This is a genomic window from Rhodococcus sp. AG1013, from assembly GCF_003350365.1.
Taxonomy (GTDB): Bacteria; Actinomycetota; Actinomycetes; order Mycobacteriales; family Mycobacteriaceae; genus Prescottella.
On record NZ_QQAT01000021.1, the window covers coordinates 18080 to 32142 of the forward strand.

The window sequence follows — 14063 nt, forward strand, 5'->3', positions numbered from 1 at the left end:
GTGACCACGATGTTCCGCGGACGCAAGACGCTCATCACACTGGACGACGGCGGTTGGTGCTTCGCCAGGCTCGTCGGGCGTCAGCGTCGTGAGTCCGGTCTGCGCGTCGAACTTGTCCGTCCCGCCGCGAGCAAGCTGCCGACCTTCACCGTCGCCGCCCCGAACTGCGGGATCGGCTTCGCTCTGTAGCGAGCGCCGGAGGAGCGTGGACGATGTTGTGCTTCGGTCTCCGATGCGTCAGCGCGGATAGTCGGCTGGTCCGATCCGCCATAGAGATCGCTCGCCCAGCGTTGGCGGGATCGATCATTGCTCTCCGTCCCGTGCTCCGCGGACTTCAGGCCGGGGACGATCGCCCGCGCAGGATGGCGATCGTTGCGCTGGACAGTGGCGCCTGGTGTTTCGGCTGGATCATCGGCGGACTCAGCTCGAAGGGTGCCCGAGTTCGATCCCTCGCTCGCATGCCCGGCGAGAAGTACCCCACCTTCACGCTCGCCGCCCCGGACGACGAGGGCCCCAGCTCTTCGACGTCATGAACTGAGAACGGCGAGAAGCCCCGGCGCGAAGACTATTCGAGTCGGGCTTCGTGCATCGAGGGCCAACGCCAACGCCCCCTCGGATGTCCCGTCCGCACACTCGCTGATGCTTCCGGCTCCACGTCCTCACTGGGCGAAGCCTCGATGCACCCTGGATCCTCACGGTGCACGTCGCTTTCATCGTTTTGCCGGTTCAGGGTGGGGCCATGGACGAGCTTGTGGAGCAACTCCTGCCGTCCGACGGTCGTACCGGACCGCTGACGCCGGATCAGATCCAGGGCATTGTCGACCAGATCCCGACCTCGAGCGATCTGTACGTGACAACTGCACCGGGTTGATGTCGGCGATGCAGCTGATGCTCGCCGATGTCGATCGGCAGGCGATCGTCGAGGACTGCACGCGCCCCGGAGAGAATCTGGCGGGGCCGTTCGCCGAGCAGCTACTCGAGCTCATCACGTCCCTGGGGATTCCAGCTGTGCGCTCACCGGTCCTTGATCTGGGTGCCACGTCGTGCGGGCCCGCGGCGACAGCTGGCCGCTGGGCTGGGCGGATGCCCCGAAAGGATGACTTCGAGGGTGAAAACGCTCTGTCGAGGTGCGCGGGGAGGAGTTGGACTAACGTCCAACTCACTGCTCGCCTCCTGACTCGAGTGGTGGTGACGTCCCGTTCTTGACGGATCCCGGGAAGTTGCAGGCGGTGGCTTCCGCACGCATTTCGAACGCACATTTCGAAAGGGAGCCACCGCCCACCCGGTCGGTGTGACGAGATCGGCGTTACGGCCGGTGATCCGGCCCCGAGCCCCTTGCGGGCGGGTGGGATCTCTGGTGCCGCGGCGGACTCTCGCGATGCGGGAGCAACTTCTCTACTCTTCGGCTTCGTCTATCCGTTTGAGCGAGCCATCGAAAGCATGGTTCAACAACAAGCGTGTTCGCTCAGAGCGCGGCCCGCACGACGTCGTGCCGATCGCGCCTCCGTGATCCGCCCTGCCGCAACCGAACTGGCGCTGCACTTCGAATTGGTGCGCGGTGACCGCAGCTCGCCGCCGGTGGCGCCAAGCTCCTGAAGATCCCCGGTGTCGGTGTCGTGACTGCGGCTCGCATGCTGGCGCGCACCGGCGATCCCACCCGGTTCGTGAACGAGGTGGACAATCCCCTCGGCGGGCCGGCTTCACGGGACGTGGAGCGCTGTAGTCGGCCCTATGTCGGATACTTGGGGGCGAGCGTGGCGAAGGATCGACGCAGGAGTTCCACCGCGTCCATGGTCTCGTCAGGCTCCGCCCAGGTGGTCATCGCAACGTCGAAGCAGGCCAGCGACGCCTGCACCAGTGTCTGTGCTCGCAGTACCGCGAGATCGCCGGCGAGTCGCTCCTGCACGAGCGGGGTGAGCAGACTCGCCCACAGTAGATGCTTCTCCAGGTTGCGAGCGCGTAGGGACGCTGCGCTCGTCAGAACGCGCATGGTCCTCTTGCTTCCTTGTTCGTCCCTGTTCGGTTGAGCCAGCAGGGCTTCGAAGGACACGCGCAGAGAATCCCAGACCGGTTCATCGGCCGGCCGCGCGGCGAAGGCGTCGCGGACGAACTCACCCCAGGGAACGAGGTCGCCGATGACGGCGTCTTCCTTGGCCGGGAAGTAGCGGTGGAAGCTGCGGGCCGAAATGCCCACCTCGGCGGCGATCTGCTCGACGGTGACCGCATCGAAACCCTGCTGGGCGAACAGGTCGATCGCGACCTTGGCGATCCGTGCACGCACGGCCTCGCGCGTGATGTCGCGCAGGCCCGGATTCGATGAGCTTTCCACGATGGAAGCGTACAGTGTCGAAAGTGTCAGAGACTGCCACGTATGACGCATCATGACAATCGACGAAAGGCTTCATCATGGACACTCGCACTCTCGGCCGGCAGGGCCTGACCGCTGCCGCTCTCGGCTACGGGGCGATGGGCACCGCCACGGGTTATGGCCCCACCGACGACACCGAGTCGATCGCCGCGATCCGAAAGGCCCATGAGCTGGGCGTGACGATGTTCGACACCGCCGAGATGTACGGCTGGGGCGAAGGCGAGAAACTGCTCGGACGGGCGCTGGCACCCATTCGCGACGACGTGGTCATTGCGACGAAGTTCGGCTTCACCCGCTCTTTCGGCCTCGACTCGCGCCCGACTCACATCCGCGAGGTGGTCGAGTCCAGTCTGCGCAACCTCCGCGTCGACACGATCGACGTGCTCTACCAGCATCGCCCCGACCCGAACATTCCGATCGAAGACGTGGTCGGCACGATGAAGGAGTTCGTCGAGGCAGGCAAGGTCAAGTATCTGGGGCTGTCCGAGGCGGACGAGTCCACCATCCGCGCCGCGCACGCGGTACACCCGATCTCGGTGCTGCAGACCGAGTACTCGATCTTCGCGCGCGACGTCGAATCCCTGTTCCCCGTCCTCCAGGAGCTCGGTATCGGATTCGTCGCCTATTCACCGCTGGCCCGGGGCTTCCTCAGCGGCGCGGTAGCCTCCCGCGAGAGCTATGACGCCGACGACTTCCGCCAGCACATCCCCTGGTGGGCGCCGGAGAACTTTCACGCCAACATCGCCGTCGTCGACGAGTTGACCGCACTCGCCGGAAGCAAGGGCGCCACGCTCGCGCAGCTGTCACTGGCGTGGCTGCTGACCCGCGAGGACTACATCGTCCCGATCCCGGGATCGCGCAACCCGCAGCGCGTCGACCAGAACGTCACCGCGGCCGAACTGGACCTGACTCCCGACGATCTCGCCATCATCGAGCAGATCGCCCCCACAGGCGGCGTCGGCGGCCGGATGTAGGAAGCCGCACCCCTCGATCGAACGGCCCTCCGGTAGAGGATGCGAACGATGTTCGAATGCGCATCTGCTCGACGGCACACGCGGAAACCCTCAGCGGATGCGGGTGATCGCGTCCGGCCAGTTGTCGTACGTCGCGACGAGGACGTGCATCGGGGCGGCACAGCCGGTGTACCTCCAGACGCCCCACCGCCCACAGTCGTCACCGACGCGGATCTTGCGGACCGCCCACGGAGCGGGTGTTCGAGCGGGCGCCTCGGGCAGCCCGAGGAGGCGGCGCATCGCGTCGTACGAGATCTGTTCGCTCATCGGAACGTGCTCAGACGAAGTCGGGGCAGTACGCGACCGTCGCGGCGCCGAGGACGTTGGTGACCTCGGCGGTGGTGTAGCGGCCGTCACCGAGGTACTCGGTGGTCAGATCGGGCTTACTCTGCCCGCGGTACAGCGAATTGCACATCGACAGACCCATCCGGATCTGATCGCTCTCCGACTTCTCCATCAGCGTGAATTCGGTGATGTACGACAGGAACAGGATGTCCTCGCTGGTGAGGGTGCTGTTCGGTTCGGTCTCGCGCTCGGGCGGTGCGACGACGGCGGGGGAGTCGCCGACGGGGAGCGACGATGGTCCTGCGACGGAAGTGCGCGGTGTCGCATGGGTTGCCGGGACGGCTTCCGTCGGAGCGGCCGAGGTGGTCGCGTCGGGGGTCGGGTGGGCAATGACGACGGGCTCCCCGTCGGTGGGAGTGCCGCTGCAGCCCGTGAGGATCAGAGCAGTGGCGGAGAGAGCGGAGAAGAAGCCGAAGCGGGCCGAGCGGATCACGATGCGGAATCTTGCCCTACCAGGGCGACAAGATCTCTTCCGGGGCGTGCTCAGTTCCCGCTCGCGACGGGCCACACGATCGGCATGATGATCTCGGTGCGGGGCAGGGGGACGTCGGGGTCGTCGAGATAGCATTCCCACGGCTCGCCGGTTGTGGCGTAACCGTGTTCGGCGATCCACTGGGTCAGCGCGATGTAGGCCGACTCGACCGTGTCGTAGCTGCCGACGTGCACTGTGCTCGCGCACCGACCTGCCGGCAGCGACGCCGACTCGACCCGGCCGGTGGGCTCGATCGTGCGGGCCATCGGGAAGCCCGCCTCGACGTTCCAGATGCCGTCGGAGCGCGGCCGGAACCGTCCGAACGGTGGGCCGACGATCACGATGTCCTGGGCTGCAGCGGCGCGGGCCACCTCAGCGAACGCCGGGCCCAGGAACGCGGCGATGGAGTCGACGTCGACGTTGCCGTCGACGACGCCGGTCGGTTGTTCGTCGATGTCGCGAATCCGGATGTCGTAGCTCATGATTGCGGGCCCTCGAAACAGCCGTGGTAACCCCGCGCGGCGAACGTGGAGGCGGAACAGTAGGCGACCGTGGGGTAGTACGGCCCCATCGAGACGGCGGGATCGATGTCGCCGGACTGGGACGCCTGGACCGACATCGGGTAGAAGTCCGGTGACGGCAGCATGTTCCGCAGGATCAGGACCTTCTTCGGGACGTCGGTCGACCCCCACGGCAGCACCGTGACCGTCGAATCCGAGGCCGGCAGGTCCTCGGGGGCGCCAACGACGAACGTGTACCAGCCGTCGTCGTCGACCCGGGTCTGGAAGTCCGCGGCGCACGCCACCACCGGGTACGGCGAGACCAGGTCGTTCTGGCACATCGACCAGTAACGCACCTGACGATCCGGCTCGATCGCGGACACGCCCGCCCGGGTGTCGGGGAACGACGGCGCCTTGCCGCGCACCACGGCGACCCGTCCGGGCCGATGAGTCAACTGGGCGGCGATGTACTTGTTGTCGCCGTTCGGAAACAGGCCCGACGTGCTGGCCGGGTTCACGAACACCGCCTCGGGTGTGTCGTTGAGGAAGGTGCCCGACGCGGCGGTTTCGATCGCCCGGTCGATACCGCGCCGAGCCACATCGGCGACCGGGCCCGAGAACGATTTCGGGTCGAACGGCTGCGAGCACGGATGCACCGGGACGGTCGCTCCACCGAGCCTGTAGGTGACATCGGGTAGCGGCACGCCGCCGCTGAGCGAGCCTGGATCGTCGGGAACGTAGACCCGGACGATCAGGAAGCCGACCGGCGCGGCGTCGTCCCGCAGGGCCCGAATCTCGTTGCGCGTACGGTCGGCCGGTCCGGACACCAGCGTCGCGTGCCACCGCCGCGGATCGGGTGGCAGCGAACGGTTGTCGGCGTCGGTGAAGGGATTCCCGCTCCCGGGGTCGGGGAGAATCTGGTCGTCCCGCAACGTGTCGATCGTGTCGAGGTCCGTGCCGTAGGTGTTGAGCGAGAAGTAGCGTGCGGACGGGTAGGCGCCGGACAGCTCGATGGAATCCCGCGGACCCAGGGCGTAAGGGAGGACCCAGTAGGTGGCGTTGGTATCCGGGAAAGCGACATCGAGCGACTGACCGTCGGACATGAATCGCCACGCACAGGGCAGCGGATCGACGGGCGCGGCAATTGCCGGAGTGGGCGCTGCGACGAGCGCGGCCGCGGCACACAGGGCGGCCGAGCCGCCCAGGACGCGGCGGACGATCGATCGCGGCGACATGCGCATTGCAACCCCCATCGCAGGCCTTCACGATATCGAGGCCCCCGGACGGATGGGGCATGATCGGGCGAACAGCGGTTCGGCACGCAGGAGGCGGTCATGGCGGATTCGACGAGCGGCACCCGGGAACGGATCGAACTTGCGTTGCGGGCCTTCGAGCCCGAATCGGCGGCCCGCGCCGGCCGTCGTGAGGCGGCCGTCGCGATCGCGGTCATGCGCGGCGAGGACGGTGCTCCGGTGTTCCCCTTGACGCTGCGGCCCTCGAAGATGCGCGCCCATGCGGGCCAGTTCGCGCTGCCCGGCGGACGGCTCGACCCGGGGGAGACGGCGCAGGACGCGGCCCTGCGCGAGCTCGGTGAGGAACTCGGGGTGCACGTCGGCCCCGAGGACGTACTCGGGAGGCTCGACGACTTCGTCACCCACTCCGGCTACATCATGACCCCGTACGTGGTGTGGTCGGAGCAGTCGATCGCGTCCGTGGTGCCCAGCCCGGACGAGGTGGCCCACGTGTTCGCGATCGCGCTGGACGAACTCGACGTCCCGACGCAGTACACGACGATCCCCGGATCCACCGAGCGCGTCGCGTGCTGGCCCTTCCGCGGTGAGCACATCCACGCCCCCACCGGTGCGGTGATCCATCAGTTCTGCGAGGTGGTCCTGCACGGGCGGCACACCCGGGTCGCGTCGTTCGCGCAGCCCGCCTTCGCGTGGCGCTGAAACCCGCGTGAGTGCTCGCGCGCCGGACTAGCGTCGGGCTCGTGAGCATCCTGCGGACGGTTCTACGCGCCCTCGACCGCACCGGCATCGAACCGGTCGCGTGGCAACCGCCGCCCGCGCCCGCCGAGACGGGACCGTTCGCTCCCGGACACGAGCTCGACGGCTCCGAGCAGTGGCGGCTGCCCACCGGCCGCGGGCCCGAGGACGTCGCCGTCGACGGCGACGGCCGGGTGATCACGGGCGGCGACGACGGCCGGCTGTGGCGGTTCGACGCTGCCGGACGCGCCACCGAACTCGCGCACACCGGTGGCCGTCCGCTCGGGGTCGAGGTCCTCGACGCCGGCCGCTACCTGGTGTGCGACTGCGAACGCGGGCTGCTGCGGGTGGACGAGACCGGACGCGTCGAACTGCTCGCCGACTCGGCGCTGGGCCGACCACTGTTGGCGTGCAACAACTCCGCCGTCGGCCGGGACGGCATCGTCTACTTCACCGACTCGTCGGCCCGGTTCACCGTCCCGGAACACCGCCTCGACCTACTCGAGCACAGCGGTACCGGACGTCTGCTGCGGTTCGATCCACGCACCGGTGACATCGACCTGCTCGCCGACGGTCTGCAGTTCGCGAACGGTGTCGGCCTCGCGACCGACGAGTCCTACGTGATCGTCGCCGAGACGGGCTCGTACCGGATCCAGCGGGTGGAGCTGACGGGACCGCGGGCCGGCGCCGTCTCCGTATGGGCGGACAACCTGCCCGGAATCCCCGACAATGTCACGTCGCAGACCGCCGAGGGCATCTTCTGGGTGGCGCTGTACAGCCCCCGGATGGCGCTGCTGGACCGGGTGGCGCCGTACCCGAGTCTGCGAATCCTCACCGCTAATCTGCCGAGCCGCGTGCAACCCGATCCCGAACACCGGGCCTGGGTGCTCGCGCTGGACGGCGCCGGCCGCGTGGTGCACAGCCTGCGGGGCGGGAAGGGGAGCTACTCGCCCGTGACCGGCGTCCGCGAGACGCCGGACTGGCTCTACCTCGGCAGCCTCTCTGCGGGCGCACTCGCGCGGGTCCCGCGCTGCGAGCTGGGGCTCTGACCGGTCCGCCTCCGAACGGTCGGTCCCTGAAATGGGACACCGGGTGTGGAAAGCTGGCCTGCGACAGGGACGGGAACCCGAGAGGATTGTCGGTGGACGCGGTAGGACAGCAGAACGTGGGCTCGGAGCCGGACGCCGATCGCATCCTCACCATCCCGAATCTTCTCAGCGCGATCAGGCTCGCCGGTGTGCCGCTGTTCCTGTACCTGATGCTCGGTCCCCAGGCCGACGGGTGGGCGTTGGCGGTCCTGATGCTCAGCGGCTTCACCGACTGGGCGGACGGCAAGCTCGCCCGCCTGCTGAACCAGATGTCGCGTCTGGGCGCCCTGCTCGATCCGCTGGTGGACCGGCTGTACGTGATCACGACGCTGATCGCGTTCGTCGCACGCGACATCATCCCGTGGTGGGTCGCGGCCATTCTCATCGGCCGGGACCTGATCCTGGCGTTCACTCTGCCGGTCTACCGTCGCCGCGGGCTTCCGCCGCCGGAGGTCATCTACCTCGGCAAGGCGGCGACGTTCGCATTGATGTTCGCGCTCCCGCTCCTGTTGGCGGCGCAACTCGACTGGGGCTTCGCCACGATCGCCGACCCGTGGGGATACGCGCTGCTGATCTGGGGCACCGTCCTCTACGTCTGGACGGCGGGCCTGTACATCGCGAAGGCGGCCGAGGTGGCTCGCACGGTGCCGCGCGCCGTCACCCGGAGCGGCCCGTGACAGGTACACCCAGGCCGGTCCGACGGAATCCGGTCCCGTCGCTGCTGAAGTCGCTCATGAACGACCACCTCGACCCCGGGTACGCCGGAGCAGTCGAGGACCGGGAACAGGGGCACTCCAGACCGACCCGGATCGCGGCGGGAGCATGGATCTCGCTCGGCGCAGTCCTGGTCGGACTCGTGTTCGGGATCTCGTACGCGCAGGCGACCTCGTCCGCCTCCGATGTGGACCAGACGCGTACCGAGATGCTGACCAAGGTGCGCGACGCCGAGGATCGGGGCCGCGGCCTGGCCACCGGTCGGGACGAGCTGACCGTCCGCGTCGACGACCTCCGGGCCTCCGTCCTCGCCGGCGACGCCGAGGGCGCGCAGGTCCTCGACCAGTTGCGCACGCTCGAGTCCGCCGCCGCAGCCGAACCGGTGCACGGACCCGGGCTGGTTGTCACCCTCACCGATCCGGCGGCGAGGCCCGACCTGTCCGACTCGTCGCAGCGCGTCCCCGGCTCCCCACAGGCCGGCGTGCTCGACCGGGACTTGCAGGCCGTCGTCAACGCGTTGTGGGCGAGCGGCGCCGAGGCCGTCGCCGTCGGCGACGTGCGGGTCGGTCCGGCCGTCACCATCCGGCAGGCGGGCGGGGCGATGCTCGTCGACAACCAGCCGGTGCCGTCGCCCTACGGGGTGTCGGCCATCGGTCCGCCGCGCAAGCTGCAGACCGGGTTCGTGGTGAGTGACGCCTATCTGCGGATGTCGACGGTTCAGCAGTTGTACGGCGTGGGATTCTCCATCGCCGAGTCCGACGACCTGCAGCTCCCGGCAGCGGCCGGTCGTGAAGTGAGATTCGCACAGGAAACGGGGGCACCGTGAAAGGTGGATACGCGCTCTACGGAGTGCTCGCGCTCGTCGCCGGCATCGCGCTCGGGATCGTGTTCAGCCCGCAGGTGCCCGACGCCGTCCAGCCCTATCTGCCGATCGCAGTGGTCGCCGCGCTCGACGCCGTCTTCGGCGGGCTGCGCGCCTACCTCGACGGGATCTTCGACTCCAAGGTCTTCGTCGTCTCGTTCGTGTTCAACGTCCTGGTCGCGGCGCTGATCGTGTGGCTCGGCGACCAGCTCGGGGTCGGGACACAGCTGTCGACGGCGATCATCGTCGTCCTCGGTATCCGGATCTTCGGCAACGCTGCGGCGCTGCGGCGTCGACTGTTCGGGGCGTGATCGGCGTGGAACCTGACGACGACGGCCCCACCGACACCGCCGAGACCACCCAGACCACCGGACCCCGCAGCGAGGGCCGCCACGAGATGCCCTCGTCGACGCGGACACGGACGCGATCCCGATTCGCGTTCGCGCTGCTCGCGGTGCTGCTGATGGCAGCGCTCGGCGTCGCGATCGTGACACAGGTCAGCAGCACCGGCTCGGGTGACAACCTGGATTCGGCCCGACCTGCCGACCTGCTCGCGGTCCTGGGCAATCTCAACCAGCGCGAGGCCGCGCTCCGGCAGGAGATTGCCGGGCTCGAGCAGACGCTGTCGAAGCTCGAGGCCGGCGGGGGTAGTTCAGGCGCGGCCCTGGAGGAGGCGAAAGCCCGGTTGTCCGCGCTGTCGATCCAGGTGGGCACCGTGGCCGCGACCGGTCCGGGCGTCACCCTCACGGTCGAGGACCCCGGCTCGTCGGTGGGCTCGGAGGTGCTACTCGATCTCATCCAGGAGTTGCGCGCCGCCGGCGCCGAGGCGATCGAGATCAGCGGCTCCGGTTCCGAACCGATCCGCATCGGCGTCGACTCGTGGGTCAGCGGCGGGGGCGGGAACGTCACCGTCGACGGTCGGCGGATCTCGGCCCCGTTCCGGATCGTCGCGATCGGTGATCCACCGACGCTCGCGGCGGCCCTGAACATCCCCGGCGGTGTGGTCGACACCGTCGCGCGCAGCGGCGGACAACTGCGGATCGTGCAATCGCCGCAGGTCACCGTCTCCGCCTTGCGGGAGGTCAAACCGCGCCAATACGCTCAACCCGGAAACTGATCTTCTCCGGCCCGCTCGTGGGGCCGCCCCCGAAAGGAAGCCACCGTGAGTGAGCTCGCTACCCCCGCCGATCTGCGCTACACAGCAGAGCACGAATGGGTGCGGCGCACGGGTCCGACGACGGTGCGTGTGGGTATCACCGACTTCGCACAGTCGCAGCTCGGCGATGTCGTGTTCGTGCAGTTGCCGGCGGAGGGCGAGGACGTGACCGTGGGTGATTCCTTCGGCGAGGTCGAGTCGACGAAGAGCGTTTCGGACATCTTTGCGCCGTTGACGGCGAAAGTTGTTGCAGTCAACGCCGATCTGGACGGCAGCCCCGAGCTGGTCAACTCCGACCCGTACGGAAGCGGCTGGCTGGTGGACCTCGAGGTCGAGGACGAGGCCGGATTGGACGAGGTACTCGCCGCGACGTTGGACGCCGAGGCGTACCTCGCGGTTTCCGGCAGCTGATTCCCGGAGGATTTCGCCGGATTTCGCGGGTCTTCGCCCGGCCTGTCCACCTACACGCACCGCCGCTGTCAGGGTACGGTCGAGGTGAGCGAGATGCCTGTCGGTGCGCAGATTCGCATCGGAATGTGATGGTGGCCGAGATTCGTCGAGGCCGAGTGGTACCGCGTGACCCCGGGGACACAGAAAACGTTCCCGGGTAAACGGATTGAGGAGGAGAAACGGTGAGCGAGAACGGCAACGATGCGGTTTACGGAGAGACGCCGGCCGAGACCACATCGGTTTTCCGTGCGGATTTTCTCAACGAGATGGACAGCTCGTCCTCGCAGACGGCTGAGGCTCCGGTCTCCGGAGTCGAGGGGCTGCCCGCCGGTTCCGCGCTGCTCGTCGTCAAGAGGGGCCCGAACGCGGGCTCGCGCTTCCTGCTCGACCAGCCGACGACGTCCGCGGGGCGCCACCCCGACAGCGACATCTTCCTCGACGATGTCACGGTGAGCCGCCGGCACGCGGAGTTCCGTCAGGACGACGACGAGTTCCAGGTAGTCGACGTGGGCAGCCTGAACGGTACGTACGTGAACCGTGAGCCGGTGGACTCCGCTGTCCTGGCGAACGGCGACGAGGTGCAGATCGGCAAGTTCCGCCTCGTGTTCCTGACCGGCCCGCGCGGCGGCAACGCCGGCCCGCAGATCGGCGAGTCCGCGGCTGGTGCGGGCAACCAATGACAGCCGTCCGGCAGGAGGCCGCCACTGGCATGTCGATCGGCACGGTGCTCGATCGACTGCGCCCGGATTTTCCGGACGTGACGATCTCCAAGATCCGATTCCTCGAGGCAGAGGGGCTGATCAGTCCGGAGCGGACGCCGTCGGGGTATCGGCGATTCTCGATCGCCGATTGTGAGCGACTGAGGTTCGTGCTCACCGCGCAGCGGGATCAGTACCTGCCGCTCAAGGTGATCAAGGAACAGTTGGAGGCGATCGACAGCGGTGTCGCGACCGTCGGCGCGGTGGATTCGCTGCCTCGGCGGCCGCGCACCCTCGCGGTGGCACCCGGTGAGGTGTCGCCCGAGGAGTTCCGTGCCGATCGTGAGGTGCGGATCAGCCGGGACGATCTGATCGCACGGTCGGGTATCGACGAACGATTCCTGGGTGACCTGCTTCGTAGCGGCCTCGTCGTGCCCGGCGCCGCCGGATTCTTCGACGAGGACGCCGTGACGCTGTCACGGACCGCGAAGGCGATGTCGGAGTTCGGTCTCGAGGTCCGGCACCTGCGGGCGTTCAAACTGGCCGCCGACCGCGAGGCAGGCCTGGTCGCGCAGATCGCCGGGCCGGTGGCGAAGGGTCGCGATGCGGGTGCGCGCGACCGAGCCGAGGAGATGGTGCGTGAACTCGCGGCGCTGTCCCTGACGCTGCACACCTGCCTGGTGAAGGCGGCGGTGCGCGGGGCTCTCGATCGCTGACGGCCGCAGCGGGTTCGAATAGAATCGGGGCAGTACGTCAAACGGGGCTTGTTCGCCGTTCGAGGTGGACCCGGTCACCGGTACGAGGTGGAGGACGCGATGAGTGAGATGCGTGTGATCGGAATCCGTGTCGAACAGCCGCAGAACCAGCCGGTGTTGCTTCTGCGTGAAAGCAACGGCGACAGGTACCTGCCGATCTGGATCGGGCAGACCGAGGCCACAGCGATTGCGTTGGAGCAGCAGGGGGTAGAACCCGCACGCCCGCTCACGCACGACCTCATCAAGGATCTTCTCGAGGCCTTCGGTCACACCCTGCGTGAAGTGCGGATCGTCGACCTTCAGGCCGGGACGTTCTACGCCGACCTCGTGTTCGAGGGCGACGTCCGGGTATCGGCCCGTCCGTCGGACTCGGTGGCGATCGCGCTGCGGATCGGTGTTCCGATCTATGTGGACGAGGCGGTTCTCGCGGAGGCGGGTCTGGTGATGCCCGACGAGCGCGAGGACGAGGTGGAGAAGTTCAAGGAGTTCCTCGAGTCCGTGTCGCCGGACGATTTCAAGGCGACCGACGGCTGACGATCTAAGCCTCAACTTTAGGTTGAGGGTTTTGGGCGTGTTGCATTGACCTCCGTTCGTCGAGGCCATACCGTCACGTGCTGTGAACGACCGCCGCGCGGTATGCGCGGGGCGTACCCTGAGTGGATCCACCGTTCGGGTTTACTCGATGTCACGAGTGAGCGATGTGCAGGTAGCGGGGAATCGTCGAGGCTCCGCGCCTGTCAGCCGCTGCTGAACACGCGAGAGGGAGTAGTCCGTGGGAGATCGGCCGCAGGAGCACCAGTTGAACCTCACCGACGAGGCGACCATCGGTGCGTTGAACGTCGACGAGGACGTGCAGCCCGGGTTGTTCCCCGACGATTCCGTCCCCGACGACCTCGTCGGATACCGCGTGCCGATCGCGTGCCAGATCGCCGGCATCACCTACCGCCAGCTCGACTACTGGGCACGCACCAACCTGGTTGTCCCGTCGATCCGCGGCGCCGCGGGATCCGGCAGCCAGCGCCTGTACTCATTCAAGGACATCCTCGTCCTGAAGATCGTCAAGCGTCTCCTGGACACCGGGATCTCGCTGCAGAACATCCGCGTGGCGGTCGACCACTTACGTCGGCGGGGTGTGCGGGACCTCGCCCGCATCACCCTGTTCTCCGACGGCACCACCGTGTACGAGTGCACGTCCGCCGAGGAGGTCGTCGATCTCCTGCAGGGCGGTCAGGGCGTCTTCGGCATCGCGGTGAGCGGCGCAATGCGCGAGCTCACCGGAACGATCGCCGATTTCCCGGCCGAACGCGCCGACGGCGGCGAGGCCGCCCAGGCCCCCGAGGACGAGCTCGCCTCGCGGCGCAAGAGTCGCGGCGACCGCAAGACCGGCTAGCCTGTTCTGGGCTTTCGTCCAGGTGCCAGGTCGTGGCATAGACTGACGGTGCGTCGCCGTCGTGCGGGAGAGTTCCGGGCGCAGCTGTAGCTGCTGCTCGGACGCCGAAGGAGCAATACCTCCCCGTCAATCTCTCAGGCACCCAGGACCGTGCGGGCTCCGACGCCTCTGGAAAGCGGTGGGAGTACCCACCCGCCCACGGGGAAAGGCGCGCACATCCGGTGGATGCGGCGGCAGCTGAATCTCTCAGGCGCTCGGGTCTCC

At 67.9% G+C, this 14063-nt stretch carries 20 protein-coding genes, 1 pseudogene and 1 riboswitch; of the genes and pseudogenes, 16 read left to right on the forward strand and 5 right to left on the reverse strand.

What is annotated here, in order from left to right:
• Positions 1-9 precede the first annotated feature (9 nt).
• The 4 genes and pseudogenes from DEU38_RS21835 to DEU38_RS29415 all read left to right on the forward strand — a co-directional run.
• Positions 10-189, forward strand: a complete 180-nt coding sequence (locus DEU38_RS21835; RefSeq protein WP_114723587.1) for an enoyl-CoA hydratase — start codon at positions 10-12, stop codon at positions 187-189.
• A gap of 131 nt (positions 190-320) precedes the next feature.
• Entirely contained in the window at positions 321-533 is a 213-nt protein-coding gene (locus tag DEU38_RS21840; RefSeq protein WP_254622513.1) for an enoyl-CoA hydratase, read from the forward strand.
• A gap of 206 nt (positions 534-739) precedes the next feature.
• Positions 740-871, forward strand: a complete 132-nt coding sequence (locus DEU38_RS29410) for a hypothetical protein (protein ID WP_258558097.1) — start codon at positions 740-742, stop codon at positions 869-871.
• 727 nt (positions 872-1598) lie between these two features.
• A pseudogene (locus DEU38_RS29415) lies at positions 1599-1661 on the forward strand (transposase); the annotation flags it as partial.
• Positions 1662-1729: 68 nt separating this feature from the next.
• Here DEU38_RS29415 and DEU38_RS21855 read toward each other — a convergent pair.
• Positions 1730-2329, reverse strand: coding sequence for a TetR family transcriptional regulator (locus DEU38_RS21855; RefSeq protein WP_254622512.1), 600 nt, complete (start codon positions 2327-2329; stop codon positions 1730-1732).
• A gap of 77 nt (positions 2330-2406) precedes the next feature.
• Between DEU38_RS21855 and DEU38_RS21860 the strand changes: the two genes are divergently transcribed.
• Positions 2407-3342 carry an aldo/keto reductase gene (locus tag DEU38_RS21860; protein WP_114723504.1) on the forward strand — a complete coding sequence of 312 codons (936 nt, stop codon included), beginning with the start codon at positions 2407-2409 and terminating at the stop codon, positions 3340-3342.
• A 90-nt stretch (positions 3343-3432) separates the two neighbouring features.
• On the opposite strand, the gene DEU38_RS21865 is transcribed toward DEU38_RS21860, so the two are convergent.
• The 4 genes from DEU38_RS21865 to DEU38_RS21880 are packed head-to-tail and all read right to left on the reverse strand — an operon-like array spanning position 3433 to position 5939.
• On the reverse strand, positions 3433-3648 hold the full coding sequence (locus tag DEU38_RS21865) for a hypothetical protein (protein WP_114723505.1): 216 nt from the start codon (positions 3646-3648) through the stop codon (positions 3433-3435).
• Positions 3649-3658: 10 nt separating this feature from the next.
• The gene (locus tag DEU38_RS21870; protein ID WP_114723506.1) at positions 3659-4159 is read right to left on the reverse strand and encodes a DUF732 domain-containing protein; all 501 of its coding nucleotides are present in this window, start codon (positions 4157-4159) and stop codon (positions 3659-3661) included.
• Between the two features lie 50 nt (positions 4160-4209).
• Positions 4210-4680, reverse strand: coding sequence for a GyrI-like domain-containing protein (locus DEU38_RS21875; protein ID WP_114723507.1), 471 nt, complete (start codon positions 4678-4680; stop codon positions 4210-4212).
• A complete protein-coding gene (locus tag DEU38_RS21880; protein WP_397484747.1) occupies positions 4677-5939 on the reverse strand; it encodes a hypothetical protein in 1263 nt (420 codons plus the stop codon). Before DEU38_RS21880 ends, DEU38_RS21875 begins: the two co-directional genes overlap by 4 nt.
• Before the next feature lie 93 nt (positions 5940-6032).
• Here DEU38_RS21880 and DEU38_RS21885 point away from each other — a divergent pair, with 93 nt between their 5' ends.
• From DEU38_RS21885 to DEU38_RS21935, 11 genes are all read left to right on the forward strand, one after another.
• Entirely contained in the window at positions 6033-6650 is a 618-nt protein-coding gene (locus DEU38_RS21885) for a CoA pyrophosphatase (RefSeq protein WP_114723509.1), read from the forward strand.
• Between the two features lie 41 nt (positions 6651-6691).
• Positions 6692-7735 (forward strand): SMP-30/gluconolactonase/LRE family protein, encoded by a 1044-nt coding sequence (locus DEU38_RS21890; protein WP_114723510.1) that lies wholly within the window; start codon positions 6692-6694, stop codon positions 7733-7735.
• Between the two features lie 92 nt (positions 7736-7827).
• Positions 7828-8451, forward strand: coding sequence for a CDP-alcohol phosphatidyltransferase family protein (locus DEU38_RS21895; RefSeq protein WP_114723511.1), 624 nt, complete (start codon positions 7828-7830; stop codon positions 8449-8451).
• Positions 8452-8507: 56 nt separating this feature from the next.
• Positions 8508-9314, forward strand: coding sequence for a DUF881 domain-containing protein (locus DEU38_RS21900; RefSeq protein ID WP_114723512.1), 807 nt, complete (start codon positions 8508-8510; stop codon positions 9312-9314).
• Positions 9311-9661 (forward strand): small basic family protein, encoded by a 351-nt coding sequence (locus tag DEU38_RS21905; RefSeq protein WP_114723513.1) that lies wholly within the window; start codon positions 9311-9313, stop codon positions 9659-9661. The genes DEU38_RS21900 and DEU38_RS21905 overlap by 4 nt, the downstream gene beginning before the upstream one ends.
• A gap of 86 nt (positions 9662-9747) precedes the next feature.
• On the forward strand, positions 9748-10467 hold the full coding sequence (locus DEU38_RS21910; RefSeq protein WP_114723590.1) for a DUF881 domain-containing protein: 720 nt from the start codon (positions 9748-9750) through the stop codon (positions 10465-10467).
• A 45-nt stretch (positions 10468-10512) separates the two neighbouring features.
• Positions 10513-10917, forward strand: a complete 405-nt coding sequence (gcvH, locus tag DEU38_RS21915) for a glycine cleavage system protein GcvH (RefSeq protein ID WP_114723514.1) — start codon at positions 10513-10515, stop codon at positions 10915-10917.
• A 221-nt stretch (positions 10918-11138) separates the two neighbouring features.
• Positions 11139-11636 carry an FHA domain-containing protein gene (locus DEU38_RS21920; protein WP_114723515.1) on the forward strand — a complete coding sequence of 166 codons (498 nt, stop codon included), beginning with the start codon at positions 11139-11141 and terminating at the stop codon, positions 11634-11636.
• Positions 11633-12370, forward strand: coding sequence for a MerR family transcriptional regulator (locus DEU38_RS21925; protein WP_114723516.1), 738 nt, complete (start codon positions 11633-11635; stop codon positions 12368-12370). The genes DEU38_RS21920 and DEU38_RS21925 overlap by 4 nt, the downstream gene beginning before the upstream one ends.
• A gap of 99 nt (positions 12371-12469) precedes the next feature.
• Entirely contained in the window at positions 12470-12943 is a 474-nt protein-coding gene (locus DEU38_RS21930) for a bifunctional nuclease family protein (RefSeq protein WP_114723591.1), read from the forward strand.
• A gap of 238 nt (positions 12944-13181) precedes the next feature.
• On the forward strand, positions 13182-13799 hold the full coding sequence (locus DEU38_RS21935; protein ID WP_114723517.1) for a MerR family transcriptional regulator: 618 nt from the start codon (positions 13182-13184) through the stop codon (positions 13797-13799).
• 54 nt (positions 13800-13853) lie between these two features.
• A riboswitch (glycine riboswitch) is annotated at positions 13854-13960 on the forward strand.
• The last annotated feature ends 103 nt before the right edge of the window (positions 13961-14063 follow it).

Bases quoted from the DNA above. Each gene is read 5' to 3' on its own strand.
- DEU38_RS21875 (WP_114723507.1), bottom strand. From the start codon at position 4,680: ATGAGCTACGACATCCGGATTCGCGACATCGACGAACAACCGACCGGC.
- DEU38_RS21910 (WP_114723590.1), top strand. From the start codon at position 9,748: ATGCCCTCGTCGACGCGGACACGGACGCGATCCCGATTCGCGTTCGCG.
- DEU38_RS21930 (WP_114723591.1), top strand. From the start codon at position 12,470: ATGAGTGAGATGCGTGTGATCGGAATCCGTGTCGAACAGCCGCAGAAC.
- DEU38_RS21835 (WP_114723587.1), top strand. From the start codon at position 10: ATGTTCCGCGGACGCAAGACGCTCATCACACTGGACGACGGCGGTTGG.
- DEU38_RS21885 (WP_114723509.1), top strand. From the start codon at position 6,033: ATGGCGGATTCGACGAGCGGCACCCGGGAACGGATCGAACTTGCGTTG.
- DEU38_RS21925 (WP_114723516.1), top strand. From the start codon at position 11,633: ATGACAGCCGTCCGGCAGGAGGCCGCCACTGGCATGTCGATCGGCACG.
- DEU38_RS29410 (WP_258558097.1), top strand. From the start codon at position 740: ATGGACGAGCTTGTGGAGCAACTCCTGCCGTCCGACGGTCGTACCGGA.
- DEU38_RS21900 (WP_114723512.1), top strand. From the start codon at position 8,508: ATGAACGACCACCTCGACCCCGGGTACGCCGGAGCAGTCGAGGACCGG.
- DEU38_RS21860 (WP_114723504.1), top strand. From the start codon at position 2,407: ATGGACACTCGCACTCTCGGCCGGCAGGGCCTGACCGCTGCCGCTCTC.
- DEU38_RS21880 (WP_397484747.1), bottom strand. From the start codon at position 5,939: ATGCGCATGTCGCCGCGATCGATCGTCCGCCGCGTCCTGGGCGGCTCG.
- DEU38_RS21865 (WP_114723505.1), bottom strand. From the start codon at position 3,648: ATGAGCGAACAGATCTCGTACGACGCGATGCGCCGCCTCCTCGGGCTG.